Origin of the sequence: Sedimenticola selenatireducens (genome assembly GCF_007625115.1) — a bacterium.
GTDB lineage: Bacteria > Pseudomonadota > Gammaproteobacteria > Chromatiales > Chromatiaceae > Sedimenticola > Sedimenticola selenatireducens_A.
In genome coordinates, this window is the sequence record NZ_VMNH01000012.1 from 1 (window position 1) to 25,614 (window position 25,614).

General features: G+C 49.5%; 30 protein-coding genes. 10 read left to right on the forward strand and 20 right to left on the reverse strand.

The window, feature by feature from the left end; genetic code table 11:
• Positions 1-117: 117 nt before the first annotated feature.
• A complete protein-coding gene (locus tag FHP88_RS10880; RefSeq protein ID WP_144359108.1) occupies positions 118-708 on the reverse strand; it encodes a hydrolase in 591 nt (196 codons plus the stop codon).
• Positions 709-782: 74 nt separating this feature from the next.
• Here FHP88_RS10880 and FHP88_RS10885 point away from each other — a divergent pair, with 74 nt between their 5' ends.
• On the forward strand, positions 783-1,136 hold the full coding sequence (locus tag FHP88_RS10885) for a gamma-butyrobetaine hydroxylase-like domain-containing protein (protein WP_144359109.1): 354 nt from the start codon (positions 783-785) through the stop codon (positions 1,134-1,136).
• Positions 1,137-1,151: 15 nt separating this feature from the next.
• On the opposite strand, the gene FHP88_RS10890 is transcribed toward FHP88_RS10885, so the two are convergent.
• The 6 genes from FHP88_RS10890 to FHP88_RS10915 form a co-directional block, all read right to left on the reverse strand.
• Complete coding sequence (locus tag FHP88_RS10890; protein ID WP_144359110.1) at positions 1,152-1,880, reverse strand: MBL fold metallo-hydrolase; 729 nt, start codon at positions 1,878-1,880, stop codon at positions 1,152-1,154.
• A gap of 96 nt (positions 1,881-1,976) precedes the next feature.
• Entirely contained in the window at positions 1,977-4,541 is a 2,565-nt protein-coding gene (locus tag FHP88_RS10895; protein ID WP_144359111.1) for a GGDEF domain-containing response regulator, read from the reverse strand.
• Positions 4,542-4,945: 404 nt separating this feature from the next.
• Positions 4,946-5,524, reverse strand: a complete 579-nt coding sequence (locus tag FHP88_RS10900; RefSeq protein ID WP_144359112.1) for a YceI family protein — start codon at positions 5,522-5,524, stop codon at positions 4,946-4,948.
• 35 nt (positions 5,525-5,559) lie between these two features.
• Complete coding sequence (locus FHP88_RS10905) at positions 5,560-6,123, reverse strand: cytochrome b (RefSeq protein WP_144359113.1); 564 nt, start codon at positions 6,121-6,123, stop codon at positions 5,560-5,562.
• 39 nt (positions 6,124-6,162) lie between these two features.
• On the reverse strand, positions 6,163-6,771 hold the full coding sequence (locus tag FHP88_RS10910) for an FMN-dependent NADH-azoreductase (protein ID WP_144359114.1): 609 nt from the start codon (positions 6,769-6,771) through the stop codon (positions 6,163-6,165).
• Between the two features lie 148 nt (positions 6,772-6,919).
• Positions 6,920-7,828 (reverse strand): LysR family transcriptional regulator, encoded by a 909-nt coding sequence (locus FHP88_RS10915; protein ID WP_144359115.1) that lies wholly within the window; start codon positions 7,826-7,828, stop codon positions 6,920-6,922.
• A 156-nt stretch (positions 7,829-7,984) separates the two neighbouring features.
• On the opposite strand from FHP88_RS10915, the gene FHP88_RS10920 reads away from it, so the two are divergent.
• Together FHP88_RS10920 and FHP88_RS10925 are read left to right on the forward strand one after the other, a co-directional pair.
• A complete protein-coding gene (locus tag FHP88_RS10920) occupies positions 7,985-9,256 on the forward strand; it encodes an MFS transporter (RefSeq protein WP_144359116.1) in 1,272 nt (423 codons plus the stop codon).
• A gap of 91 nt (positions 9,257-9,347) precedes the next feature.
• Positions 9,348-9,683, forward strand: a complete 336-nt coding sequence (locus tag FHP88_RS10925; RefSeq protein WP_144359117.1) for a winged helix-turn-helix domain-containing protein — start codon at positions 9,348-9,350, stop codon at positions 9,681-9,683.
• An 11-nt stretch (positions 9,684-9,694) separates the two neighbouring features.
• Here the strand turns inward: FHP88_RS10925 and FHP88_RS10930 are convergent, their stop codons facing one another.
• From FHP88_RS10930 to FHP88_RS10965, 8 genes are all read right to left on the reverse strand, one after another.
• Positions 9,695-10,078, reverse strand: coding sequence for a VOC family protein (locus FHP88_RS10930; protein WP_144359118.1), 384 nt, complete (start codon positions 10,076-10,078; stop codon positions 9,695-9,697).
• A 25-nt stretch (positions 10,079-10,103) separates the two neighbouring features.
• Complete coding sequence (locus tag FHP88_RS10935) at positions 10,104-11,390, reverse strand: MFS transporter (protein ID WP_144359119.1); 1,287 nt, start codon at positions 11,388-11,390, stop codon at positions 10,104-10,106.
• Positions 11,391-11,571: 181 nt separating this feature from the next.
• The gene (locus FHP88_RS10940; protein WP_144359120.1) at positions 11,572-12,099 is read right to left on the reverse strand and encodes an REP-associated tyrosine transposase; all 528 of its coding nucleotides are present in this window, start codon (positions 12,097-12,099) and stop codon (positions 11,572-11,574) included.
• An 81-nt stretch (positions 12,100-12,180) separates the two neighbouring features.
• Positions 12,181-12,606: a glyoxalase gene (locus FHP88_RS10945; RefSeq protein WP_144359121.1), complete on the reverse strand. Its 426-nt coding sequence runs from the start codon at positions 12,604-12,606 to the stop codon at positions 12,181-12,183.
• Between the two features lie 17 nt (positions 12,607-12,623).
• Positions 12,624-13,358, reverse strand: a complete 735-nt coding sequence (locus tag FHP88_RS10950) for a helical backbone metal receptor (RefSeq protein WP_144359122.1) — start codon at positions 13,356-13,358, stop codon at positions 12,624-12,626.
• Positions 13,358-13,540 carry a DUF5522 domain-containing protein gene (locus tag FHP88_RS19545; RefSeq protein ID WP_144359123.1) on the reverse strand — a complete coding sequence of 61 codons (183 nt, stop codon included), beginning with the start codon at positions 13,538-13,540 and terminating at the stop codon, positions 13,358-13,360. Before FHP88_RS19545 ends, FHP88_RS10950 begins: the two co-directional genes overlap by 1 nt.
• Before the next feature lie 17 nt (positions 13,541-13,557).
• Complete coding sequence (locus FHP88_RS10960) at positions 13,558-13,923, reverse strand: DUF4124 domain-containing protein (RefSeq protein ID WP_144359124.1); 366 nt, start codon at positions 13,921-13,923, stop codon at positions 13,558-13,560.
• Positions 13,924-14,039: 116 nt separating this feature from the next.
• Entirely contained in the window at positions 14,040-14,798 is a 759-nt protein-coding gene (locus FHP88_RS10965) for a 3-hydroxybutyrate dehydrogenase (protein WP_144359125.1), read from the reverse strand.
• Positions 14,799-15,249: 451 nt separating this feature from the next.
• On the opposite strand from FHP88_RS10965, the gene FHP88_RS10970 reads away from it, so the two are divergent.
• The 6 genes from FHP88_RS10970 to FHP88_RS10995 all read left to right on the forward strand — a co-directional run bounded on the left by FHP88_RS10970 (position 15,250) and on the right by FHP88_RS10995 (position 19,259).
• Positions 15,250-15,723, forward strand: coding sequence for an Lrp/AsnC family transcriptional regulator (locus FHP88_RS10970; protein WP_144359126.1), 474 nt, complete (start codon positions 15,250-15,252; stop codon positions 15,721-15,723).
• A 57-nt stretch (positions 15,724-15,780) separates the two neighbouring features.
• Complete coding sequence (tal, locus tag FHP88_RS10975; RefSeq protein ID WP_144359127.1) at positions 15,781-16,755, forward strand: transaldolase; 975 nt, start codon at positions 15,781-15,783, stop codon at positions 16,753-16,755.
• Between the two features lie 336 nt (positions 16,756-17,091).
• The gene (gene mscL / locus FHP88_RS10980; RefSeq protein WP_420493000.1) at positions 17,092-17,556 is read left to right on the forward strand and encodes a large-conductance mechanosensitive channel protein MscL; all 465 of its coding nucleotides are present in this window, start codon (positions 17,092-17,094) and stop codon (positions 17,554-17,556) included.
• Between the two features lie 29 nt (positions 17,557-17,585).
• A complete protein-coding gene (locus FHP88_RS10985) occupies positions 17,586-17,993 on the forward strand; it encodes a DUF4332 domain-containing protein (protein ID WP_144359129.1) in 408 nt (135 codons plus the stop codon).
• Between the two features lie 140 nt (positions 17,994-18,133).
• Positions 18,134-18,547, forward strand: coding sequence for a YidB family protein (locus FHP88_RS10990; RefSeq protein ID WP_144359130.1), 414 nt, complete (start codon positions 18,134-18,136; stop codon positions 18,545-18,547).
• A 130-nt stretch (positions 18,548-18,677) separates the two neighbouring features.
• On the forward strand, positions 18,678-19,259 hold the full coding sequence (locus tag FHP88_RS10995; protein WP_144359131.1) for a PhnA domain-containing protein: 582 nt from the start codon (positions 18,678-18,680) through the stop codon (positions 19,257-19,259).
• 161 nt (positions 19,260-19,420) lie between these two features.
• On the opposite strand, the gene ppc is transcribed toward FHP88_RS10995, so the two are convergent.
• From ppc to FHP88_RS11020, 5 genes are all read right to left on the reverse strand, one after another.
• Entirely contained in the window at positions 19,421-22,024 is a 2,604-nt protein-coding gene (ppc, locus tag FHP88_RS11000; protein WP_144359132.1) for a phosphoenolpyruvate carboxylase, read from the reverse strand.
• Positions 22,025-22,044: 20 nt separating this feature from the next.
• A complete protein-coding gene (locus FHP88_RS11005; protein ID WP_144359133.1) occupies positions 22,045-22,767 on the reverse strand; it encodes a tRNA1(Val) (adenine(37)-N6)-methyltransferase in 723 nt (240 codons plus the stop codon).
• Between the two features lie 12 nt (positions 22,768-22,779).
• On the reverse strand, positions 22,780-23,286 hold the full coding sequence (locus tag FHP88_RS11010) for a HugZ family protein (protein ID WP_144359134.1): 507 nt from the start codon (positions 23,284-23,286) through the stop codon (positions 22,780-22,782).
• A gap of 127 nt (positions 23,287-23,413) precedes the next feature.
• Complete coding sequence (gene nosD, locus FHP88_RS11015) at positions 23,414-24,625, reverse strand: nitrous oxide reductase family maturation protein NosD (protein WP_144359135.1); 1,212 nt, start codon at positions 24,623-24,625, stop codon at positions 23,414-23,416.
• Positions 24,626-24,754: 129 nt separating this feature from the next.
• The gene (locus FHP88_RS11020) at positions 24,755-25,192 is read right to left on the reverse strand and encodes a YHS domain-containing (seleno)protein (RefSeq protein WP_144359136.1); all 438 of its coding nucleotides are present in this window, start codon (positions 25,190-25,192) and stop codon (positions 24,755-24,757) included.
• Positions 25,193-25,411: 219 nt separating this feature from the next.
• Between FHP88_RS11020 and FHP88_RS11025 the strand changes: the two genes are divergently transcribed.
• Positions 25,412-25,614: CBS domain-containing protein (locus tag FHP88_RS11025; protein WP_144359137.1), on the forward strand; the 203-nt coding region annotated here is incomplete at its 3' end.

Below are 25,614 nucleotides of genomic sequence, written 5' to 3' on the forward strand. Positions count from 1 at the left end.
TAACCCACCAAGCGTTGCGCAGCAACACAAGTCGTTTGTTTAAGGTGTGCCTGACGGCACGGCTGGTGGGTTACGGCGCAAACAACGCGCCTAACCCACCCTACATTGGACGCGATTCTACTTAAGTAAGTGCCATTCACCCCTGAGTCCGATCTCATCGGCCACTTCCCGCATACCCAGGATGGTCTGAGTAATCAGATCACGCCGCTCCATTCCCAACATCTCGGCACCACGATCAATGATGCTGCGATCTACTTTGGCGGCAAAGCTTTTATCTTTCCATTTTTTCAGGACAGATTTGGCTTCCAGATCCATGACACTTTTAGAAGGCCGTACCAACGCGCTGGTGGTGACAAGCCCGGTAAGTTCATCGGTTGCATAAAGCACCTGCTCCATCTCTGACAGCGGCTCTACGTCCGTGCAGATGCCCCAGCCGTGACTGACCACGGCACGGATATAACTCTCTGGCCACTGTTGCTCCCGCAGTATCTGTTCCGTTTTGATACAGTGCTGCTCTGGAAACTGCTCGTAGTCCAGATCATGTACTAATCCAACGATACCCCACTGCTCGACATCACCGCCGCGCTGCTGGGCGAAATAACGCATTACCCCTTCAACAGCCAGGCCATGTTTCCTCAGGCTCTCGGTCTTGGTATAGGTTTTAAGCAGCTGATAGGCTTCTTCTCGACTGGGCACTCGCTCATTCATCCTCTCACTCCTTGATCGTGACGTTGTATAAAACTACTCTTGTAATTCTCTAGAATAGCCATATCTTATCTTGCATGGAAAAAAATCCAAAACCTACTGATATTATCCTGCACCAACAAGCGCATACGCTGGAGTTGGTTTTCGATAACGGCAAGCGTTTCAACTTGTCGTGGGAATACCTGCGCACCTTCTCACCCTCAAAGGAGGTGAGAGCGCGATTCGGTAAAGAGCGTATTCTGGTATTGGATAAACAGGATGTGGTACTGGAACAGATGAAACCGATCGGTAATTATGCCCTCAAGCTCTATTTCAGCGACGGACATAATTCGGGACTTTACGATTGGCGATTCTTGTATGAACTCGGTGTCAATCAGGAGCAATATTGGCAAGATCATCTGGACCGGGTGGCTAAACTCCCTGCCCGGTAGTACAACCGTACATTCTCAGGACTGTATCTCACCCGCCTGATTGATCAGGCCCTCTGTTGCATTAATACCGCAACGCTGATTCCCAGGGACAGCCAGATCAATCTTCGCCGGCTTATCTAACACCAGCCCATTCATCAACTTCACATAACCTTCCCGGGTCTGATTGCCCGCCAATCTTGGATTGTACTTTTTCTCTTCACCAATGGTCGTTGCGGTCTGGCCACTGTAGTCGTGCGCGGGATAGACAATCAGATCATCGGGCATTACAAACAGCTTTTGTGTAATGGAGTCATAGGCCATACCCGCATCACCTGATTGAAAATCGGTGCGGCCACTCCCCCTGATCAGCAAGGTATCACCGGTAAACAGACAATCCTCTGCAAGATAACTGATATCGGTATTGGTATGGCCGGGTGTATGCAATACGGTCAAAGATGATTCACCAAACCGCAGTTGATCACCCTCCTTAAGCGCCCTATCGGCACAGGTGGCCAGGGCATTTTCATGAACACCCACCTGACAGCCAAAGCGTTCTCTGAGCAAGCCTCCACCTGTGATATGGTCGGCATGGATATGCGTCTCTAAAGAGTAGAGCAACGTCAGGCCAAGCTCTTCAATGAGTTTGATATCCCGCGCACTCTGCTCCTGTACGGGGTCAATCATGACCGCCTCATGCGTCACCAGGTCCCAGAGAAGATAACTATAAGTGGAGGAATCTTTATCAAACAGTTGTCGCAGTTGCATGGATAAACCCTAAATTGATCACTACTATGAAGTATAAATGAGGGTCGATCTGCACAATTCAACCGGGTTATTGCCATGGTTTTAAAGTCGTGAAAACTACGCCTGCATAGGAGGTTGCAGGACGCCTATTAGCCGCTCTAACTCATCCTCACTGACCCACTCACCGAGAAGATCACTTTGGAGGTAATCGATATTGAGTTGCGTGAGCAGACGGCAGGTATTAAGCGAATGGACATTGCGCGCGATGGTCTTTCTATTCTGGGCATGTGAAACATCAACAATAGCGCGTACCACGGCCTGATCAATGGGATCTGTCAGAAGCCCATCAATTAAAGTCTCGTTGATGGTGATGTAAGCCGCTTGATACTGACGCAGATGTGCAAACGCACTGTGTCCCCGTGTTTGCTCATCCAGTATAACGCCAAACCCCTTTGCATGAAGCTGCTCTAACGTCTTCTGCAGGGATTTGGCATTGGAGCCACTCTGATCATCTCGCAGCGTAATCAACAAGCTGTCAGGTGTCTGTGAGATGCTCGACAACCACCCTTCCACGGTCTCAATAAAATCTGGCCGTGCCAGTGTCTGTTCAGAAAGAGTAACGGCAAAGCGCAAAGGCGTCTGCATCTCATCCTGATCATCTAGCAGACGCATGACCCGTTCAATCACATGCAGATCAATTTTTGTGATGAGATCAAAGCGTTCTGCTGCGGGAATAAAAGCAGCCGAAGAGAGCAAATGCCCATTCGCATCCGGTAGCTGAACCTGTACTTCATAGAAATCAGGGAAGCCCTGAGGATGACAGGATGCACTGTTATCGGTAGCATTGCTATCCAACAGAGACTGAACAGTGCTTGTTGCATAGATGGGGTGATAGGAGAGTGAAAATTGAGCCTTCTCCAACGCTTCGCCCAGCCGATCAATCCAGCCTCGTTCTTTTTCATCAAAGGCTGAAACATCTTTCTCTTCATCAAACACATGGATCTTGTTTCTGCCTTGCTGTTTGGCAATATGGCAAGCGGCATCTGCATTGGCCAGTACCCGGTCAACAGAAAAACTGCAGGCATCCATCATGGTCAACCCAACGCTTCCCGTTATATCAAAAGCCATGTCACCGTAATGAAAAATCGTTTCATCAAGGATCCCCCGGATTTTCTCGGCCAATAACAGCGCTTGTTCCAGTTTCACATTGGAAAGAATTACAACGAATTCATCCCCGGCGATACGCGCTATAATGTCACTCTGCCTGACCCGCTCCTTGAGTTTGTTACTCACTTCAATGAGCAGCAGATCACCGGCCGCATGACCGGCCAAATCATTTACATTTTTAAAGCGATCCAGATCAATAAACAGCAATGCTGATGTTTCACCCGTGCGGAAAAGACGGCGGGTCTCCTGCTCAAGGGCCTGTTCCAGGTATTGGCGATTCAGAAGCTTGGTCAGATGATCATGGTTGACCTGCCACTTCAGCTCCTCTTCAAACAGCAGACGCTCTGAGATATCGCGGAATGCAATGACAGAGCCGATTGATCGTCCCTCGATCATCCTCGGGCGTACACTGCATTCAACCGGCACTGCACTCCCCCTGGCACTCCAGAATACGGCTTCCCATTGCAACAACTCATCTCCCAATTGATAGGCTTGATGAATAAAACAGAAATCTGAATCAACCGGCTTGCCTGATTGATCGGCATAATGAAAAACCGCGTGGGCCGACTTTCCTAGAAGATCGCTCTCCAACTCATAACCCAGAATGCTCAATGCGGCAGGGTTGATGAAGGTAACAATCCCTTCCCGGTTCACCCCATAGACGCCCTCGCCCACAGATTCAAGAATATTGTTTAGCTGCTCTTTCTCTTCGCGGATGATTTTCTTCTGCTGACAAATCTGCACCAGCGCCTTGACCCGTGCCAGAAAGAGTTGACTCGACTCGTTCTTGAACATGCACTCAATGGCACCTGAGGCGAGTACAGAGGAGACCAGATCGTCATCGTAGCTGCCGGTTAAAACGGCCAGATCCATTGGACTACAGCGGGGATCTTGCTTTATGCGTTGGCACAATTCAGCGCCATTTTGTTCCGGCATATAGTAATCAATAATGCCAATATCAAAACGCTGTGCCTTTGCTTTCTCAAAGGCTTCGGCAGGTGAGGCAGCCAATTCAACGCTAAAGCCCTCTCGCTTTAGCAAATTACCAAACTGAGTACGAATGGTTTTCGAATCATCCACTAAGAGGATTCTGATCGCATCGTCTTCTGTGGTCTCTGCAATGACACCTCGCTCAGCACTGGAGGTCAGTAGACGCTGAAGATTCTCTTCGATCTCCTTCATATCCCGCCACTTTTGAACGATGAAGTAATCCCGCTCAAACAGACAGTTGGCATCGATCAGTGCCATATCCTGAACCAGCAACAGCAACGGCAACTTATTGCACGGCGCCTCACACAGTAGTTTTGACAACGCCATGAACTCAGGCTTCGCCAGTGTTGGCCAGCCCAAGATAATTACGGAAGGGGGTGCGGTATGTTGCGGTAGACAGGAGAGCCGGACGATGGCCTGGCGACAGTCATCCTCTTCCTGCAGTTCAATGCCTGGCAGGTTTATCGCTCTTTTGATGCCATACCTTAGCGTGGCAGAGGGCTCGATAATGAGGATTGTGGTCAATGCGTGCCGATTCAGGTTGTTAAATCGATTAATTCTCTAGTAAATCAGGGATTAAAACTGTGTCGGCCGTCTTGTTTGAATACTTTAGCGAGGAGTCTTTGGAATATTAAAGTGTAGTATACAAATAATTAACCCAGTCGTTTCTGACTGGGTTAATTGATTTCTAACAGGGGGTTTTGGGTGGGCAAATAGCACCCAGAGGAGAATGGCACTTAACTTAAGCGCAAATGTAGGGTGGGTTAGTGTTTTTTGCGTAGCCCACCAAGCGTTACCCAGCAAACAAGGCGTTTATTTAAGGAGTGCCTGACGGCACCGTTGGTGGGTTACGGCTCAAACAACGCGCCTAACCCACCCTACATTGGATACGAATCTGCTTAAGTAAGTACCATTCCACCCAGAGGGTATTATTTACGAATCCCCTCAACTGAGAGAAATACTTCCACTTCACTTGAAGCAGGTCCCAAGTCCATGGGAATCGCAAAGTCTTTCAAAGTCAGTTTGGTTGTCCCCTCAAAACCACGCCGATAACCACCCCAGGGATCTTTACCCGCACCGATGTGGGTCACATCAATCGCTATCGGTTTGGTCACGCCATGCAGGGTAAGATCACCCTTCAGCACGGCCTTGTTGTCGCCCATAACTTCATAACCGGTGCTGGTAAAAGTGATCTGTGAAAACTCATCAACTTTCAGAAAGTCTTTGCTACGCAGATGCTTGTCACGTTCAGCATGGTTGGTATCCACACTGGCCGGATTAATGGTCACCGAGACCTTGGAGGCGGCCGGGTTCGCTTCATCGTAGCTGAAGCCACCGCTGAAGTCGTTAAAACGCCCGAGTACCCAACTGTATCCCAAATGGGAAATCTTAAACTGAACAAAGGCGTGTGCCCCTTTGGTATCAATCACGTAATCTTCTGCAGAAACCGGGGCTGATAGCGCAATACCGGCAGCAGCAATCAGTGGAACAATGAAGCGCATTTTCATGTTATCTCCTTGGCAATAATTAATACTGTGTTGTGTTATTGGTCCATGGACCGGGAAGAACCGAGCATACGCACCAGCGTAATATCTCGATCAATAAAGTGATGTTTTAGCGCCGCTAGCCCATGCAAACCGGCAAGGGCGATCAGGGTAGTAGCCAGAATAAAGTGAATCTCTCCTGCCCGATCTTCCATGTTTTCAAAGCCGGGGACGAGCGCAGGCACGGTGAACCAGTTGAAGACATCAATGCCGCGACCATCAGCTGTCGAGATCAGGTAACCGCTCAGGGCTATGGCAAACAGTAAGAGATACAGTAGACCATGCACCCATTCTGCTACCTTGTGCAGAATCTCTGGATCATTATCAACAGGTGCAGGTTTTGGATTAACCATTCGCCACACCAGCCGAAATACCAAGAGCAACAGCATGATGATACCGAGACTGCGATGGATATCAGGCGCAGTTTTGTACCAGGGGTGGTAATAATCCAGACCCGTCATATAGAGGCCGAGGACAAACAACCCAATAATCAGCAACGTCATTACCCAGTGAATAACGATGCTGACTATTCCGTATTGCTGATGGCTGTTACGCAGATTCATTCGGATCATCCCTATCATAAACCTTTACCGCACACTGATTCATGCAACCAACCGCTCAATCTCTTGCTGGGCACTCTGAATGCCTTGTGAGCGCATTGCATCCCCCATATTGAGCCCTTCAGAATGGATAAAGTTCACATTTTTAATACCAATAAAATTGAAAAGAGTTTCTAAATAAGGTGCCTGTTGATCCGATGCCGCACCGGCATGTATGCCACCACGAGCGGTTAAGATATAGACCGGTTTATCCTCAACCAGACCGACAGCACCTGTATCGGTATAGGTAAATGTCTTACCGGCCATCACGATGTGATCAATATAGGCCTTTAGCGTTGAGGGGATACCCAGGTTGTACATGGGGACACCCAGCACAATGGCGTCCGCCGCAAGGAACTCTCCAACCAGTAGGTTGATTCGATCAGCAATAACGGACATTTCAGACGAATGTTGATCAGAGGGGCTCATCATCGTAGCCAGCATGCGCTCATCCAGATGAGGGAGGGGCTTGCTTGCGAGGTCTCGTTCGACCACTTTATAGTCAGGGTGATTATCGACCCATTGCTGTACAAATTGCTGGCTAAGGCGTCGTGAATCAGAGCCCTCTAACCGGGCGCTGGAATCGATATGCAGTAGTGTTTTTGTACTCATGACATGCTCTCCGTAAATCAATCTTTAACTTGGAGAACAGCCTATCATTATCCCAAACAACAGATTAGATGGCATTATTAGATAACTATGTTCCATAAATGGAACAATTAAGCGGTATGAGTTTGAAGTGTGGTACCGATTTTCCGTATCAGTGAGGCAGATTGCCAAATTGCTTATCCAAAAAGGCGATAAGCGCTCGTACCTTCGGGGTCAAGTGGCGAGGCGACGGGTAGACGGCATTGATACCCCCCTCCCTTAACTGCCACTCATCCAGTACAGAAACCAGTTTTCCTTGCGCAATAAGATCCTGACAGTGCAATTCCGGCAACATTGAAATAGAGTCGCCCATCAAACAGGCACCCCGTATTGCATTAAGGTTGTTGATGGTAAGTCGCCCCTTGAGCTCAACCGTCACCTCGCCCCGGGGTCCCTTAAATTTCACAGTGTCACGTGTACGGCGGGAGGCAAAAACAATGCAGTCATGATTGGCCAACTCTTCCGGTCTTCGTGGCACACCCTGCTTTTCGAAATAGGCCGGCGTACCACAGATCAGCATCCGACCGGTAAAAAGTCGATGAGCTACCAGCGTGGAATCTTCCAGCACACCCGCCCGTATCGCCATATCGAACCCCTCTCCTACCAGATCCACATAGCGATCCGAGACGTCTATCTCCAACTGTATCTCCGGATACTGTTCCAGAAAGCTTCCGGCAATGGCCGGCATTATCGAGATGCCGATATCTACCGGCATGGTGACGCGCAGCAATCCTCGAGGTAACTCCTGGCATTGACTGATAGCGAGTTCAGCCTCTTCAGCCTCGGCCACCAGACGTGCACAACGCTCATAATAGAGTGCACCTAGCTCTGTGGGGTGAACACTGCGTGTTGTACGCTGTAATAATCGAGCGCCCAATCGCGTCTCAAGTTGACTGATTTTTCGACTGACTGTGGATTTTGGCATTCCAAGCAATGTGGCCGCTGCCGTGAAGTTCTTCGCCTCCACCACCTTCACAAAGATGACCATTTCATTGAAATCCAGCATATATACTATTCGCATAATTATCAGTGAGCTTTGGCTATACGTTAACCCATTCTTAAGCCATTCTACCAACCCGTTTTAATAACGGTATCATCAGCAACCTATTCCCGCATTGTTACTCAGCTTGTTTTTCCCTGTCCCGGAGTGGCATAGTCGAGGTTTCTTTACTAATTTATGAGTAATGAACGCTTGGATCCCAGCCTGACACGCCGCCATCTCTTTCTCTGCATCTTGTTTCCCTTTGCGCTGGGTTACTACCTCTCCTACCTGGCGCGGGTGGTTAATGCCGTATTAGCGCCGGACCTGATTACTGAACTTGGATTAGAACCGGATGCGCTGGGTTTGCTCACAGCATCTTATTTCTTTACCTTTGCCGCAGCGCAACTTCCTCTGGGTATCTTGCTCGACCGCTACAGTCCTCGCAAGATCGAAGCCGGACTCTTGCTGGTGGCAGCCGCTGGCGCGCTGCTGTTTGCACTGGGTGACAGCGCCTGGGACCTGATCATCGGTCGAGGGCTGATCGGACTGGGTGTATCTGCCTGCCTGATGGCCGCCTTCAAGACCTTCACGCTCTGGTTCAAACCGGAGAAACTCCCAATGGTAAATGGCGTTATTCTCGCCTCCGGTGGTGTCGGGGCCATTACCGCAACCGCGCCTGTTCAGGCAGCATTATCAATAACTGACTGGCGTGGTGTCTTCATGATATTAGCGGGATTGATGGTCGTCTCATCGATCACTATCTTTCTATTAGTGCCTGATCATACTGAGAAGCAGAAAAAGGAGACATTAAAGACACAAATTAAAGACCTTAAGGCTATCTTTACCGATCGGTTTTTCTGGATGATTGCCCCGTTAACCATGCTCTCACAAGCCTCTTTTATCTCCATTCAAAGCCTCTGGGCGGGGCCTTGGTTACAGGATATAGGAGGACTTAACCGACCAGAGATGGCAGACACCCTGCTTCTAGCCGCGACCGCCATGGTAGCTGGCTTTCTGGTAATGGGTACATTGGCGGAACGACTTGCGCGGGTCGGCGTGCCCTCAATCCTACTCTCCGTCACTGGCATGATGATTTTTCAGATTATTCAACTCCTGATTATTCTGGGACCATCAGACCAACAGCTCTCTGTAATCTGGATAGCTTTCGGTTTTTTCGGAACTACCGGTATTGTGCAGTATGCCGTGCTATCACAGCACTACCCCAGACACTTGGCCGGACGGGTTAACACAGCCATGAACCTTTTGGTATTTATAGCTATTTTTGTCTTGCAATACACCATTGGCGCCATTATCAACCTCTGGCCCCAAGCGTCACCTGGTCATTATCTGGAAATCGCGTATCAAGCATCTTTCGGCTTTGTACTGCTACTTCAGGCTGTCGCCTTATGTTGGTTCGTGTGGGAGTATCGACGGCAATCCCCTGCCCATAAATCAATACGGGGATGACTTTAGATCAGCGGTTGTGACCCATCACCGGCTGCATTAGGATAGGAGCCTGCAATAACTGATAAAAATAGTGTTATGAGCTGGCAACAAAATGAAAGCAAAACTTCGGCTGCAAATTCGATTCAACGATAGCGTCATTGGTCCAGGAAAGATTGCACTCCTCGAATCAGTGCATGATGCGGGCAGTATCTCGGGTGCAGGAAAGGCCTGTGGCATGACGTTTCGACGTGCCTGGCAGCTTATTGAGACCGTACAGGAAGCATTGGGCCAACCCCTGGTAGAAACCACCGTGGGGGGCAAAGGTGGTGGTGGCGCAACACTGACACCTTTTGCGCTGACGCTGATCGCTGAATATCGCCGACTGGAAACACAGGCCTACGACTCGGCATCCCCCCTGTTTGAGCTATTGAATCAAGCAGAGGGTTAACAACTCTACCATCAGCGACCAACCTGCTCAATAAACTCCAGCGCATTCTGATCGGGATCACGACAGAACAAAGCCCTTCTTCCGGAGCGACTTAACGTATAGCCCACACCGGCCCTATCCAAGGCCGCAATCAACTGATCAAGATCATCCAAATAAAAAGCCAGATGGCGATCTAATCCTCCGTGTGCAGGCCGGCCTTCAGCGGGATCAGGATTAGGCACTTCCAATAGGTGGATCTGCTGTTCACCGACATTCAACCACGCACCAGGATAGCCCAGATCTGGGCGAGAGGAATCAATCACCAGACCAAGCACATCCCGATAAAAGGCCACTGCCGTTACGGTATCTGCAACCACCAGACTGCCATGATGAAAACCCTTAATCATTCCTGCCATTCCCACACCCTTCTTCTCTCATCCATCAAGCAATTTGTTTGCAGTGTGTCTCACGGGTAAAAAACATCAGAATCAACGCAACCACTAGCCAACCCATCATCAGGGTAAAGCCATTCTCATACGCCTCCAGTGTATAGAGACGCACACCATTATTCATCTCACCCGTCCAATAGTGATCCAGAAGCCAACCTACCGCAGGCTGCAACAACATGGGCCCTATCATAACCCCCATGTTGACCAAACCAGCTGCCGTACCGGCAAGACGAATCGGTGCTGATTCACGGGCAAAGGCAAATCCAATAATCATGTTGCCGGAGAAGAAACCGGCGCTAATCAGCAACAGTACCAATAACCAAACAGGTAACGCTGGCACGAGAATAACGATTGACCAAGTCACTAGCTGGATAACGCAACCTAACAAATAGAGCGGCTTACGATGCCCCAGATGATCTGAGAGCCAACCAAATGCTGGACCGCCGACTGCCCATGAGACCAGCAAAGCCGAACAGATAGCCGCCGCCGTGGTCTTTTCCATTCCGTAGTGAGTTGTAAGGAAAGGCACGCCCCATAAACCCGCAAAAGTCAGGACACTCCCCACACCGGCCCCCGGCACAAAGAAGAGTAACCAGGTATTACGATAACCCAGCACGGCGCGTATTCCTGCCAGCGCACCGATGTGACTGGACGAAGATTCGTTATGGGCAATGGCATGGGAGGCATAACCTTTTTCAGTGGGATCATCCCGCACCAACAACCAAATCCCAAAGGCAACGATAAAGGTCACCACCGCAGAGGAGAGCATGACAGGCCGCCAGCCAAAGGCATCTACCAGCAACCGTAAAGGCACGCCAGCAAAGACCGCACCTACCACCCCGCAAAACAGCGCAATACCTGAGGCAAATGAATACTGTTTCGGTGGCAACCAATGTCCCGCCAGTTTTAACGTCCCAACAAAGGCAACCGCTACAGAACCCCCTATCAGCAGACGACCAAGGTTTGCCCAAAGCGTATCAGGCGCCATCGCAAACAGCAGTGCACCCATACCGGCCACCGTTGCACCCAGGGAGAGTAGCCGTCGAGGCCCCCAATGATCGGCCAAGAGTCCCGTAGGCACCTGCATCGCCACATAGCTATAGAAATAGAAAGCCGATAGATTTCCCAGCCCCGCCGCATTGAGTTGAAAATCAGTCATCAACTCGGAGGTCATTACCCCAGGTGCAACGCGCTGATAGAAGCCAATTAGATACAATGCGGCACCTAGTCCCCAGATCATCCAGGCAAGGCGCAGTGGTGGATAGGATGGTGAAGTCATGAATTATCCCAGTTAACGTTCACGTCACTATAGCTTGAGTCGCTCGGGGATAAAACCGGATAAATTAGATGCGTTAGATGAGTGGTTTGTTGGGCTTCGCTGCGTTCACCCCAACCTACATCAATATCAAGTGAGCAGCAGGTAGGTTGGGGTGAGCAACGCGAAGCCCAACACTTCACTATCATTCGCCAAATCCCACACCACCTGTGACATCACTCACACCCCAATTCGGATCAAGCACGCCCTTTTTGATATACCGATGAATACTTGAGTAAGGCCAATCGGACGCCCGTTTTACCCAGCCGTGTTTTACCGGATTATAATGAATGTAATCAACATGTCGTTGAAAATCCTCATCATCACGGATTAGGTGCTCCCAATAACGCCGCTGCCAGATACCCCGCTCACCTTTTGCTTTTCGGCTCATGCTTATTTGCTCACCTTTCATAATGCCGCGGCTAAAACTGGCCTTGATTAGCATCCAACGCTTCGAATAATCGCGATCACCATCAGGCAAGGTCCAGATGGCGTGCAGATGATCTGGCAGTATCACCATGCCATCGATACTGAAGGAGTGTCGGGCTTTCACCTGACTCACCGCGTCTCTTAACAGAGCGATATGATCAAGCAGCAATGTCTGCTTTCGATCAAATAGATTAACCGTGAAAAAGTAGGTACCACCGGGGATAACTGATCGTCGATAATGCATTTCCTACACTCCTTGTAGTGAGTAATCCCTATTCTTCTATTGATCTGTTGGGCTTCGCTCTGCTCACCCCAACCTACCAAATCATTTTCTTTGTTTGTTCGCTTTTTTGACCCGCCGCAAATGAACAATCTCCGCAAAGATTCCACCAATGGCGCCCCAAAGTCCTCCGAGGATAATCACTACGACGACTTTATCACCCGCTAATTGCTGAAGAATGCCCGAGGTGGGAAAAATTGAGCGCGCCTGATTAATCAGTAAGGCAACCAGCAGAGCACCGAGCACACCCATCACCATGCCATGCAGTAGTCTGCCATCTCGTGCTTGTAGCGCGGTGTAGATACCAGGGGCAATCCAGAGCGCTGATAGGGTCAGTAACTGAGGTGCCGTAGCCTTGTCTATTTCGAATAACACGGCAAGTGCCATCATTACCAAGGAAAGTACAGCGAGGATAATCGCACCAATGAATAGCGCACGATAGTTCATGAAGGGGTGGTCTTCAGTGGTCATGTTTTCACAAGCTTCTATTAGTTATGGGTTTCCAGAAAACGCAGGCTGCGAGTCCCGTACCAAGAATAACTCTCACCATCAATCAATCCACAGCTATAACCCAACTCAAGCAATTCATCACGGTAACGATCAAAGGGGAAAGGCTCACTGGAGAACAGCAAGGCAACCTTATCAGGATTGAGATCAGATAACTGAATCTCTGGATATTTTTCCTTATGCTGAATCAGCCGCGCCCCCATACCCATACGACAGAGCATGGAGTGGATAAAGGTATTTTCACCAATGGCCATCCAGGGATCACGCCAGATGAGATATTCGGCCTGTGTTTGTGTAGTGGGTAATTGCCACCAATCAATCATGCCGGGAAGTGTGGCTAAACCGTGCGCCTGTACTGGCAAACCGGCAACCTGTTCCCAGCGATCTGCAACAGACTGTAGCGCACTGTTCTCAATTAATGCGGCCAAACGTCTAAGCTCAGGGGCCACATCTTCAACGCCGGTTATATGTAAGGCAATGTAGGGATAGGGACAACTTTCTGCCATCTCTCGCGTATTCTCTTCTTTATCCAGAATCACAAGTTCAGGTTTCAGATATTCCATCTTATCCCAATCCGCTTGCTTGGTACCCGCAACAGCGGGGATTGTCTGAACTTCAGTATGAGGATGTATACAGAACCGCGAGCGCCCCACCAAATCGGCGGAGCACTCGATCAACGTCTCAGTAATGGAGGGTATCAGTGAAACAACCCGCATCAGGGCTGTTTCACTTTTACATGGTCATAGGGGCAATGGCGACAACCCGAGCCGCAACAATACCCACGACTGCGGTGATACTTTTCAGTAAACACCATCAGACCCGCTTCCCAATAGTAATGGCGCGCTTCAATAAGCGGATCTATCGGCCAGCTATCAACACTTTCGTTATCCTCTTGCAACCGTGCACCTTCTCAAATCAACGCCAGGGACTGCTGGAATCTCGTTCAATTCGCCGTTCATCACCCCGTTCCTTTCTTGCTTCATTCTGCTGTCGAATACGCTCGCCATAGCTATCCGATTCACTGCCTCCAGCCGGACCGGCAGCAGGCGCCTGTTTGAGGGCTTCATCAAGCATCTGCTGCTCTCCTGGGCGAATACCGCCTGCATAGCTATTTTGTACTTCTCCACCCTTTTCAGCGACTGGTCCACAACGGGTATCTGAATAGACGACGACGCCATCCTCTTCACATTTATAGCTCTCGGCAACAGTGAGTGATGAGAAAACTATCAATGCACTGACACTACAAACCATCACAGTGTAATTAAGTGGAATAATCTTCATGACCTACTCCTTGGGCTGTTGAATTCCGGTGTAACCCCTTACTTAATACAATAGTCCATCCAGAATCGGCTTTCTTTGCAAAATATCAACCTACCCTACAGTATTCAGATTAATCGCTATTGTGCCGTCCAGCCAGAATCAATGGTTAATGAGGATCCCGTAATCGACGATGCCTGATCACTCGCCAGGAATGCCACCAGGTTGGCCACTTCTTCCGGCTCAATCAGTTTCTTTATTGCCGCATTCTTCAACATCACATCGGTAACAACCTCCTCTTCCTTGATACCCCGTGTCCGGGCCTGGTCGGCTATTTGGTTCTCCACCAGCGGTGTACGGACATAGGCCGGACAAATGGCATTCACCGTAATACCAAACTCCCCCCCTTCCAGGGCGGCAGTTTTGGTCAGCCCTATGACGCCATGTTTCGCCGAGATATAGCCCGCTTTAAAGGGTGATGCCACCATGGCATGCACAGATGCGATATTAATCACACGGCCCCAGCCCTTCTGCTTCATCATGGGCCAGGAGTAACGCATCAAGAGGAAGGGCGCCGTTAACATAACGCCCAGCAGTTTATTCCACTGTTCGATGGGGAATTCTTCGATAGGCGAGATATGCTGAAATCCGGCGTTATTCACCAGAATGTCCACACCACCATGTAATTGAGTGGTCTGCTCAATCAGGGAGCGACACTGGTCTGCATCGGAGAGATCAGCCTGTATAAATGTCGCCCCGATCCCTTCAGCCGCGACACCGCCTGCCTCCAGGTTAAAATCAGCGATGACCACCTTGCAACCTAATGAATTCAACTTTTTGGCAACAGCCAAGCCAATACCACTCGCCCCACCGGTTACAACGGCAACTTTATTCTGCATCTGATCTCGCTCCTGAAACAATCGCCACAATGGCCTGAATAATTTTTCATGGGGCGATTATACGACGATAGAAGACGGTAGGGACAACACCCTAATCAATGATGGAAATAGAACATGAGGGATGAGGTGGGCCGATCAGCCCACCTCAAATCAGGATTTCCCTGTTACCAACCCGCTTAACCCTGAGTGAGCACGCTTCCGGTTACACTGCCTTTGAGGCTCTTGTGAAGCCAGTCGGGCTAAATGACCCTCATGAGGTCACACCTGAAAGATCGTCTGGATCAAGCTTGTACAGTGGATAAAGTATAGAAAATTTCCCTGAGTGAGTGGATGCAAAGATCACGCTCAACCAAGCTATTTTTAGCGTATATATAACATTTGTTTAATATTTGTAGTGTTTTTCTCTACTTTGAGTTATTTTTAACGTGATATAGACCATGAAGCATGAGAAATGAAACTCGACCGTACTGATCGACGAATTTTAACTGAGATGCAACGCGACGGGCGTATCAGCAATCTGGAATTGGCTGAGCGGGTTGGACTCTCACCCACCCCCTGCTCCCGACGGGTAAAACAACTTGAAGAGGCTGGCATCATTAGTCGGCATGTCACGCTCCTTAATCCATCCAAACTGAATCTCAAACTCATTGCACTCATCCAGATCAGCATGGATCGGCACACGCCCGACCGGTTTGAAAATTTTGAAGAGAAGGTGGCGCAATATCCCGAGGTGATCGAATGCAGTCTCATAACCGGCCAGACTGCTGACTACCTGGTTAAAGTAGTGGTACCCGACATGGATGCCTACCAGGAGTTGCTACTGGGTAAAATTACCCGCATTGCGGGCGTATCGGGCGTGCAGTCCAGTTTTGTGATGCGGCAAATCATCTCGAAAACAGAGCTACCTCTAGATTATTTGACCTGACATAATTCACCCACCATTTGATACACCATCAGACAGGATGCAAGGCGAGACAATACTATGGACCAAACCACCACCCTTAATAAGTTGGATCAGCTGAAACTAATGACCGTCGTGGTCGCTGATACTGGAGAGTTTGAGCGGGTCAAGCAGTATGCACCGGAAGATGCCACCACCAACCCCTCCCTGATTCTAAAGGCTTCCCAGCAACCCCAATACGCCATCCTGACTGACCAGGCAATAGCCTGGGCGCAAGCACAACATGATCCCGACCACCTGTTGGACAACACCATTGATAAACTCTCGGTCAGTTTTGGTTGCGAGCTGTTGAAACTGATTCCAGGCAAGGTCTCTACTGAAGTAGATGCCCGCCTCTCCTTCGATACCGAAGCAACGGTAGAAAGGGCCCGTCGTCTCATTGCACTTTATGAACATGAAGGTATCGCCCGCGAGCGTATACTGATCAAGATCGCCTCCACATGGGAAGGCATTAAAGCGGGTGAAATTCTTGAGCGTGAAGGCATTCACTGTAACCTGACACTGCTGTTCAGCTTTATCCAGGCGGTTGCCTGCGCCGAGGCCGGTATCACCCTGATCTCACCCTTTGTTGGCCGCATTCTTGACTGGCACAAAAAACAGAGCGGTCGTGACAGTTATCCTGCCAATGAAGATCCAGGCGTTCTCTCAGTCAAATCGATCTACAACTACTTCAAGAAGTTCGACTACCCAACGATTGTGATGGGTGCCAGTTTTCGGAACCTCGGCGAAATAGAAGAGCTCGCAGGATGTGACCGACTGACCATTAGCCCTGATCTGTTAAAAGGGTTGATGGAGCAGCAGACAGCATTGCCTCAGAAACTATCGATAGACAGTGCTCGCACAATGGATATCAAACGACTGGAGATCAACGAGTCAACCTTCCGCTGGTTATTGAATGAAGATGCCATGGCTACTGAAAAATTGGCTGAAGGTATTAGGCTGTTCAGTAGAGACCTGGAAAAACTTGAACATGCCATTGAGAGCAAACTTACATAGCCTCAATAGCTTTATTTTTCTCAGCTCACAGAATCCACGCCTAAGGACGCCTGAAAGCAGGTAAAAAACAGTCTTAGGAACGACACCTACGATCTTTTCCATCAATGGCAAGCCGCTATTCCCTTCTTTTTTCAGTGTTTTAGTTTTAGATAAATCCTTTTGATCTAAAATAGGGCAGATAACGCTCTGCCCTTCATATCACTGAAATTGTAAACGATTGCAACATATGCACATCCCTGGGTGCCATCCCATTCCATATTTTTTTCTAACGCTCTATAGTGAAGATGTTCTCGAAGAATAAACGAGATTAGCTATCTAAATGTGTTTTCTGGGGGGATGCAAATGTTAAAGGAATTCAAGGAATTTGCCATTAAGGGCAACGTAATAGACATGGCTGTTGGTATTGTAATCGGTGCCGCCTTTGGAACCATTGTGAAATCGTTGGTTTCCGATGTCATTATGCCGCCTATTGGCTTACTGCTCGGTAATGTGGATTTCTCCAACCTGTTCTTCGTTCTCAAGGATGGCACCAATCCTGGCCCTTATCTGTCAATTGCTTCGGCGGCTGATGCGGGCGCAGTAACCTTAAATTATGGGCAGTTTATCAATACAGTAGTCAGCTTCTTAATTGTTTCGTTTGCTATCTTCATGGTGATCAAGATGGTGAACAGACTCAAAAGAGAAGAGGAAGCGGTTGAAGAAACACCCACCACTAAAGAGTGTCCGTTTTGCCTTTCAAACGTCCCCATCAAGGCGACACGTTGTGGACACTGCACCTCTGAACTACCTGTCACAGAATAATCACATAATTAACACACGGAGATAATAAAATGGCCAAACTTACTCAGATTGAAGGAATCGGCGAGACTTATAGTGGCAAGCTGCAAGAGGCCGGTATCGCTACCCAAGAGAAACTCTTGGAAGCGGGCGGCACGCCAAAAGGCCGGAAGGAATTAGCCGACAAGACCGGTATCAGCGCCAAGCTGATCCTTGGCTGGATTAATCGCGCTGATCTGGCTCGCGTTAAAGGTATAGGCGAAGAGTACGCTGATCTTCTTGAACTAGCAGGTGTCGACACCGTACCTGAACTGGCCCAGCGGAATGCAGCCAATCTGCATACCAAGATTACAGAAGTCGCTGAAGCCCGAGGCAATGTTGTTCGTCGCGTCCCTTCCGCTAAAGAGGTTGAAAAATGGGTTGCACAGGCGAAAGAACTTCCGCGCGCCATTAACTACTGATCGTCCCTCAATGGGGACAGGCAAGCAGCACGGCCTGTCCCAACAACCATTCAGCTCACCTGCTCCAAATGTATATAGTCGAGCTTTAGCTCGCATCCTAATCACCTTCACAAATCATCACTCGACACAGAGGCTCCAACATGGACTTACTCAAGCTTGGCACTGAACTCATTATGAAAAAACTCGGCAGTAATGGTAATAGTAGCGACATCAGTGCCGCCTTGATGGGACTACTCGGCGGAACAGATGGAAAGGTTGACCTTGCTGCCCTGATCAGTCAGTTCACACAAAACAGTGACTTGATGGGTCTCGCCAGCTCCTGGCTGGGTGATGGAGAGAACCAGGCCCTATCTCCTAATCAGCTAATGTCCGCACTGGGCAGTGACAAAATCGGCCACTTCGCAGATCAACTGGGTATCAGCCAAGGTGAAGCCGCAAATACCTTGTCTGACACCTTGCCACAACTGATTGATAACAGTAGCAGCGGTGGTAGTTTGCTTGATATGGCGGGTGATGCGGGTGATCTGATGGGTTTAGCTAAAAAATTCTTTTAGTTATTACCTTTCACGCTCGTTAAAGCCGATATTAATGCCTGCTGTTGTACTTTACCCGTCATGAAATGAAATGTATGGTGTTGCCTGCTTAATCAGGCAACACTTTTTTATTTTTTGGGCAGTAAAAACAATGAGCATAGAACGGGCCTTAATCTCACGCAGTGGATCAAAATGTGAACTCTGCGGTTCCACAAACGACCTCCAATCCTACGAAATACCCCCTGACTCAGATGGCAGCCTCGACCAGACAATTTTGCTGTGCGATACCTGCCGCACGCAGATAGATCAACCCGACCAGGTTGAGCCAAATCATTGGCGCTGCCTGAATGACAGTATGTGGAGCCAAATCCCCGCCGTTCAAGTCATGGCCTGGCGTATGCTCAATCGTCTCCGGGCAGAGGGCTGGCCTCAGGATTTACTCGACATGCTGTATCTGGATGAGGAAACCCAGCGCTGGGCAGAAGCCACCGGCGAAGGGCTTGGTGACAGTGAGACCACACAACATGTTGATAGCAATGGTGCCGTACTTGAGGCGGGAGACACGGTCACATTAATCAAGGACCTTAATGTCAAAGGTGCAAACTTCACCGCCAAACGAGGAACGGCCGTTCGAGGCATCTCTCTCGTTCAGGACAATCCAGAACATATTGAAGGCCGTGTTAATGGCCAGCAGATTGTCATCCTGACCAAGTTCGTTAAGAAATCCAACTGATCCTATTTTGAAGGGGCGGCGTCGAATGTCACTGACTTAAGCTCAAATGTAGGGTGGGTTAGCGTTTTTTGCGTTACCCACCAGGCGTTGCGCAACAACACAACGCGCCTAAACCACCCTACATTGGATACAAATCTGCTTAAGTCAGTGCCATACCACGTTCATCCCGTATTTTGCATACCCGCAGAGATCCCCGCCATAGTCACCATCAGTGCCTGTTCAAGCCGTTCGTTCGGGCAGTTCCGATCACGATAGAGCAGTTCAGCCTGCAAGAAATGGAGCGGATCAATATAGGGATTACGCACATTGATTGACCGGCGAATCAGAGGGAAATCGGCCAACAATTTTTTTGTCTGCTTGATCTGTAACACCTTGCTGATAGTCCCTTGTAGCCGCTTGCGCAACAATTTTCCAAGGGGCTGTAGATCTGCAGGCACCAGCCTGGAGGCATAGTACTCCGCAATCACCGAATCACTCTTGGACAGTACCATCTCCAGCATATCGATATAGCTGGTAAAGAAAGGCCATTGGGCATACATCTCGTGCAGTTCTTCCAACTGGCCGCTATCGATCGCTTTCTGCAAGGCACTGTCGGAACCCAACCAGGCGGGTAACATTAGCCGAATCTGAGTCCAGGCGAAAACCCAGGGGATAGCACGCAGACTCTCCACACCGCCATCCGCTCGCCGTTTGGCCGGACGAGACCCAAGGGGTAGCTTGCCTAACTCATGTTCTGGTGTTGAGGCCCGGAAAAACGGTACGAAGCGTTCATCACCTTTTACCACTGCCCTATATTCACTAAAACCGGTCTCAGCCAGTGATGTCATCGTCTCGCGCCACTTACTATTAGGCGCAGGTGATGGGCAGAGTGTGGCGGCCAGTACCGCACCGGTATAGCGCTCCAGGTTACGCTCGGCAATCTCAGGAATACCAAACTTAAAACGGATCACCTCGCCCTGCTCAGTAACTCGAATCGTGTGATTAACAGATCCCGGCGGTTGCGCGAGAATGGCACGATGGGTAGGCCCGCCACCTCGACCCACCGTACCTCCCCTGCCATGAAAAAGCGTCAGATGCACACCCTTCGCCTGACAGGTCTTGGTCAACGCCTCCTGTGTTTGGTACTGCCCCCACACCGCAGCAAGCTGACCGGCATCCTTGGAAGAATCCGAGTAACCGATCATCACCTCCTGGTGACCCTGGGTATAGTCTCTATACCAGTCGATGGAGAGCAGATCATCCATACAGTGATGGGCATTCTGTAGATCCGACAGGGTCTCAAACAAAGGCACAACACGCATGTTGTGATTAACCCCCATCTCCCTGAGAAGTAGGATCACCGAAAGCACATCCGAAGGCTGACTCGCCATCGAGATCACATAGGAACCCAGAGAAGCAGGATCGCTCTCCGCTATGACCCGACAGGTATCCAGTACCTCCTGTACCTCTTCATCCGGCTCCCAGCGGGTGGGTATGAGCGGCCTTTTGCTTTGTAACTCCTGCAACAGAAAATGTTGCTTTGTCGGTTCATCCCAGGCCAGATAAGAGCCCAGTTCATAATATTCTGTTAGCGCATCAAACACCGCACCATGCCGATCGGAATTCTGTCGTATATCCAGTTTGACCAAAGTCACACCAAAACAGGCAATACGACGAATCACATCTTCCAACAAACCGTTGGCAATAATCTGCATACCACTCTCAATCAATGAGCGGTGGCAAAGCAATAACGGATTCAGCAACTCATCCAGCGTCAACAGCGCACTCGAGTCACTGCCCTGCCCTGCGAGCCGCTGGCGAATCTGCTCTTTTGTATTTTCTAACCGGAGCCGTAAATTGGCCAGTAGATGGCGATAGGGCTCTGCCACATCGCCGACCTGCGCCCGCAATTCATCACTGCATTGGTGCATCGACAACTCTGTGCGAACGGCCTTAAGATCCCGGTCATACAGATCGGCCGCCATCCAACGTGCGAGCATCAATACCTCACGTGTCACCTTTGAGGTCACGTAAGGATTGCCATCGCGATCACCACCCATCCAGGAAGAGAAGCGCATCGGTGAGCAGTCCAGCGGTAGCGGTTGACCTAACAGGGTCTGCATCTGTTCATCCAAATGGCGCAGATAGTTTGGAACCGCCTGCCAAAGGGAACCTTCAATCACCGCAAATCCCCATTTAGCCTCGTCGATAGGCGTCGGGCGTAGCTGGCGGATCTCATTGGTGTGCCATATCTGACTCACCAGCTCGTGGAGTCTGCGCTGACGGTATTCACCCAACTCCAACTGACGCAAACAGTCGGTAATAGCATTGTATTTTTTTATCAGCGTTCGACGATTAACCTCTGTCGGATGGGCCGTAAGTACCAGGTCCACATCCATGCGCTTGATCGCATCCAGAATCTCCTGCTGTGACAGTCCACCAGATTTCAATCGCTTGAACTGTTGAACAATGGAGTCTTCCGCATCAAGTTCACAGACATCCTGATGCATGCGTACACGGTGAAATTCTTCCGCAATATTGGCCAGATTCAGAAACTGGGTAAAGGCACGAGCAACTGGCAACATCTCCTCTTCGCTGAGATCGGAGAGCTCTTCCAACAGGGCTTCGTGATTCGACTCGCCATCCTCCCGCCCCGTCTTGGCCAGATGGCGAATACGCTCGATCTTTTTCAGAAAGGCGGAACCCAATTGATGCTCGATAGTCTGACCAAGACTATCACCCAACATACGCACATCATCGCGCAACGCTTCATCAAGATCGGTCATCAATCACTCCTCAACGCTTTTTATGGTTGTGCAACTTCAGAAAAACGCAGCAAAAAAGGCCTCAGATACCGGGTGCTCTCCTCAGTATAGATACGTGGTGCATTATAGATATCCAGCCTACGATGCACGAGCCTTTCCGGAATACGTTTAAAAGTCAGTGCCGCCACCTTAGCCTGACTATATGAATAGCCCGCATAATCGACACGCTGAGACAGTGCGAGACCATGCTGTTCTGCCGCTGCCACAATACGTGGAATAACAGCAACAGGAATCAACAGATAGAACTGTCCCTGATCAGTCAAGAGCTGTGAAACAATCTGGATCAGTTCACCATGGGGCAACTGATCGGTATGTCGGGCGATCTGACGCAGTGCTTCGGGGTTCTTGCTGTGCTGATCAAAAAAAGGCGGATTACTCATAATCAGGTCAAAACGATGTCCACAGGACTCGGCAAATGCCTGAATAGATTGATGCACCAGTGTCATCCTATCGGCCCAAGGGCTCGCCGCAAAGTTATTCCGCGCATCCCGACAGGCCTCTTCTGTTAATTCCACGGCCGTGGCTTCAGCCGCACCCAACTGTAACACCATAAGAGAAAGAAGACCGGTACCTGCGCCAATATCCAGCACACGCTCACCACCCTTTATCGGTGCCATAGCACCAAACAGTGTGGCGTCAGTGCAGACCTTCATGGCTGACTCGTCCTGTTGTACCCTGAACTGCTGGAATCGAAAGGTGGACATAAACCAGGCTGTTTAGCCCCCTCGCATAACGGGAACGGGCATGCCATCTGGCAGCGACAGATCGTAGGCCTTACCAAAGCCGGCGACATAGCGACCCGAAGTGGGGACTAATGCTATCAAATGAAAATCAGCCAGGGACCGTAATAAGGCTACTGTCTCGCCAAACCGACCTTGCATCTGGTTGAGTAATTCATCGTAAGCGGGATCAGTGCGAAGAATCTCTTTAGTCTGGCACTGATAGATCAACCGCTCTCTGGCAAACAGATTTCGGCTTTTCGATTCTTCACGAATAAACATCACAGAACCATTACCAGTGCGCTGAAGATTACCGGTGTGACTGGCAAGCTGACTGACAAAGATGCAGAAGGTGCCCTGGCTATCCTGAACATAAGGGGCATAACTGATTTCCGCCTGCTGCATGGCATTCACAGTCGACAGCATGAGCGTCTGCTGAGATGCAATCAGCGCGAGATAGGCCTCTTTTACCGCAGCAAGTGTCTCATTCTCAGAATCATTCATACGCTATTTTCACCCATAATGCATTTGTAGCCCACTCACTTTACACATCATAAACAGATGTTGAATAAACAGGGAGAAGCCTTACCCATGCTGACATGAGTTGGAGAAGATATAAACCTAAACCGTATCAGTGGATTCTTGGCGTTGGATCAGAGAGGATCAGATCAGGGGGAGAGAACGGCGCCAAACGCTCGATGAAGTCAACCACCTCCAACACCGGAGAGCCGCGAAAAAAACGTACCATGGGACGATCCATCCAGAGCCGATCTGAGTAGAGATAGATACTGTGTGGCGTATCGCCCACACCATCCTGATCGCGGTCAAAACCTTCATAGTCATCCCAATAATTCCCGCGCCAGTCATTGTCCAATGCACTGGAAGCAGCACTTACCGCAACCGGAATAATGTTACTGATAAAGCGGTTTCCGTGAACGATATGCCCCCCTTTTTCACCATAGAAATACATAGCCACATCATTGTAGGCAAAGCGATTATTATTCAGGTAAAGCGCATTTTCAGGATGAGTGGGGGTATTTGCGGTCAGGCCAACGGCACAACGAACAATCTCGTTACCCTCTATCCGTACTTGAGAACTCCCTTTTACCGCCAGTGCGGAGCTGGTGGCATCCGGCATATTCAATAGCTTGTTATTACGAATGACTACCTCGTTGGAGTAGAGCACGACGATGCCACTGATATTGCGGATCAGCGTATTATTCTCCACCGTATTACCCGGTGAAAAAATAAACTCCATTCCGATGCGGCTCTGTTCGATGGTATTCCCAACAAAGCGATTGTCCGACGAGTTGGTGAACAGGACATCCCGTACATGAGCGATCTGATTTCCTTCCATTAGATTGCCCTTACTGTACCAGAGCCTTATCCCTTCACCCCGCAGACTGGATTGCTCACCTCTGGAGGTGATTGAATTATTGCGAATAATATTTTCATTGGCCTGCTGAAGATGAATGCCAAACAACACGTTATCAATCTGAAGATTTTCCACTAACGCATGATCGGCCGCCAACAGCAACCCAGCGTCCACCTTATCATGGGAATCCCCTGAATTTATGATGTGTAGGCCACGCACAATCACATTATCCGACTTAATGGTTAGGACAGTCCCTACACCCTCGCCATCCAGCGTGACCTCATCCTTACCCTCAATAGTAATCGGCCTGTTGATCACCACGGGGCCCGCATAGGTTCCGGCCGGCAGCGTCAGGACACCTCCTGGCGGTGTGATATCAACAAACAACTGCATAGGAGGAAGCGCATGCCCCAAGGGCGGGAGCAAACTGCCGAGCATCAGCCAAACGATTAGCCAAAACTGCTTCATTATCAATATTCTGCAGGATTATCAATTTGTTATAAGCCCCCAGCAGATAGCACGCAAAGAAACCGCACCCGCTAGCAAGCCCTCCAGCAACATATTAGTAACGAAGTGTCATCACGTCCTTAAGAAAAATCAATTCAGCAGCGACGGCCAGTTTTTATTAGCCTTGGCAATATTGCCCGGCACATCTTCCAACCAATCGCTCTGTACACCCTTACTGTAATTCAAATAGAGCTTACCCTCATGAACCGTCCAAGCCTCCGGGTCTATCGACGCTGTGTAGCCCTGTGATACAGCCCAGGCACAATAACCACCATACTGCGGCGCATACTGTTCCGGTGAGGCCTCAAAAAGCGCCCGATTTTCAGCCGAGGAGAAATACCAATCAGCGTTTTGATATCGTGCTTTATAACCCGATTTTCCCTTTACAGGCCGACCCTGGCTAAAATAGGCTACCGGATCATAACCCCGTATTGCACCATCAGACGTACTGAATACCGCATCCTTGCCGGCCCAACTCGTCATACTGAATAACACCAAAAACATTAAACCAAGCAGTCGATTGGTCATAAATACCTCCCTTTCAAGGCCAATAAACGATCAATTCCAGTTCCGATTCTGGCATAAATAAATCACGAAATTATCACGCAATCGCTACCACTCGGGTTCGTAGTGTAGAATGACCACTCCAGCCAGATAATGCTATCCCCAATGGGATAGATAGACCCCTCGCCACCTACTTACTATACTGAAGTAAGATCGACTGAAAACAGAGAGAGAGGTGGAGCCATGTATGTAGAGAATGTTTTGGCCCAAAAGGACAACCATATCTGGACTATCACCCCGGATGATACGGTGTATGAGGCACTGCTGATGATGGATCGCAGGAATATTGGTGCACTACTGGTGATGCAGAATGAGAAACTGATAGGCATCCTTTCAGAACGCGACTACGCCCGAAAGATTATCATCAAGGGAAAATCATCCAAGGA

Excerpts from the sequence above, each read along its gene's own strand:
- tal (WP_144359127.1), top strand. The coding sequence starts at position 15,781 with ATGGACCAAACCACCACCCTTAATAAGTTGGATCAGCTGAAACTAATG.
- FHP88_RS10970 (WP_144359126.1), top strand. The coding sequence starts at position 15,250 with ATGAAACTCGACCGTACTGATCGACGAATTTTAACTGAGATGCAACGC.
- FHP88_RS10905 (WP_144359113.1), bottom strand. The coding sequence starts at position 6,123 with ATGAATCTGCGTAACAGCCATCAGCAATACGGAATAGTCAGCATCGTT.
- FHP88_RS10965 (WP_144359125.1), bottom strand. The coding sequence starts at position 14,798 with ATGCAGAATAAAGTTGCCGTTGTAACCGGTGGGGCGAGTGGTATTGGC.
- FHP88_RS10910 (WP_144359114.1), bottom strand. The coding sequence starts at position 6,771 with ATGAGTACAAAAACACTACTGCATATCGATTCCAGCGCCCGGTTAGAG.
- FHP88_RS10890 (WP_144359110.1), bottom strand. The coding sequence starts at position 1,880 with ATGCAACTGCGACAACTGTTTGATAAAGATTCCTCCACTTATAGTTAT.
- nosD (WP_144359135.1), bottom strand. The coding sequence starts at position 24,625 with ATGAAGCAGTTTTGGCTAATCGTTTGGCTGATGCTCGGCAGTTTGCTC.
- FHP88_RS10940 (WP_144359120.1), bottom strand. The coding sequence starts at position 12,099 with ATGCATTATCGACGATCAGTTATCCCCGGTGGTACCTACTTTTTCACG.
- FHP88_RS10920 (WP_144359116.1), top strand. The coding sequence starts at position 7,985 with ATGAGTAATGAACGCTTGGATCCCAGCCTGACACGCCGCCATCTCTTT.
- FHP88_RS10925 (WP_144359117.1), top strand. The coding sequence starts at position 9,348 with ATGAAAGCAAAACTTCGGCTGCAAATTCGATTCAACGATAGCGTCATT.
- FHP88_RS10930 (WP_144359118.1), bottom strand. The coding sequence starts at position 10,078 with ATGGCAGGAATGATTAAGGGTTTTCATCATGGCAGTCTGGTGGTTGCA.
- FHP88_RS10900 (WP_144359112.1), bottom strand. The coding sequence starts at position 5,524 with ATGAAAATGCGCTTCATTGTTCCACTGATTGCTGCTGCCGGTATTGCG.
- FHP88_RS10995 (WP_144359131.1), top strand. The coding sequence starts at position 18,678 with ATGAGCATAGAACGGGCCTTAATCTCACGCAGTGGATCAAAATGTGAA.
- FHP88_RS10985 (WP_144359129.1), top strand. The coding sequence starts at position 17,586 with ATGGCCAAACTTACTCAGATTGAAGGAATCGGCGAGACTTATAGTGGC.
- FHP88_RS10915 (WP_144359115.1), bottom strand. The coding sequence starts at position 7,828 with ATGCGAATAGTATATATGCTGGATTTCAATGAAATGGTCATCTTTGTG.
- FHP88_RS11005 (WP_144359133.1), bottom strand. The coding sequence starts at position 22,767 with ATGTCCACCTTTCGATTCCAGCAGTTCAGGGTACAACAGGACGAGTCA.
- FHP88_RS11010 (WP_144359134.1), bottom strand. The coding sequence starts at position 23,286 with ATGAATGATTCTGAGAATGAGACACTTGCTGCGGTAAAAGAGGCCTAT.
- FHP88_RS11020 (WP_144359136.1), bottom strand. The coding sequence starts at position 25,192 with ATGACCAATCGACTGCTTGGTTTAATGTTTTTGGTGTTATTCAGTATG.
- ppc (WP_144359132.1), bottom strand. The coding sequence starts at position 22,024 with ATGACCGATCTTGATGAAGCGTTGCGCGATGATGTGCGTATGTTGGGT.
- FHP88_RS10990 (WP_144359130.1), top strand. The coding sequence starts at position 18,134 with ATGGACTTACTCAAGCTTGGCACTGAACTCATTATGAAAAAACTCGGC.
- FHP88_RS10950 (WP_144359122.1), bottom strand. The coding sequence starts at position 13,358 with ATGCGGGTTGTTTCACTGATACCCTCCATTACTGAGACGTTGATCGAG.
- FHP88_RS10885 (WP_144359109.1), top strand. The coding sequence starts at position 783 with ATGGAAAAAAATCCAAAACCTACTGATATTATCCTGCACCAACAAGCG.
- FHP88_RS10945 (WP_144359121.1), bottom strand. The coding sequence starts at position 12,606 with ATGACCACTGAAGACCACCCCTTCATGAACTATCGTGCGCTATTCATT.
- mscL (WP_420493000.1), top strand. The coding sequence starts at position 17,092 with ATGCAAATGTTAAAGGAATTCAAGGAATTTGCCATTAAGGGCAACGTA.
- FHP88_RS10960 (WP_144359124.1), bottom strand. The coding sequence starts at position 13,923 with ATGAAGATTATTCCACTTAATTACACTGTGATGGTTTGTAGTGTCAGT.
- FHP88_RS10880 (WP_144359108.1), bottom strand. The coding sequence starts at position 708 with ATGAATGAGCGAGTGCCCAGTCGAGAAGAAGCCTATCAGCTGCTTAAA.
- FHP88_RS10935 (WP_144359119.1), bottom strand. The coding sequence starts at position 11,390 with ATGACTTCACCATCCTATCCACCACTGCGCCTTGCCTGGATGATCTGG.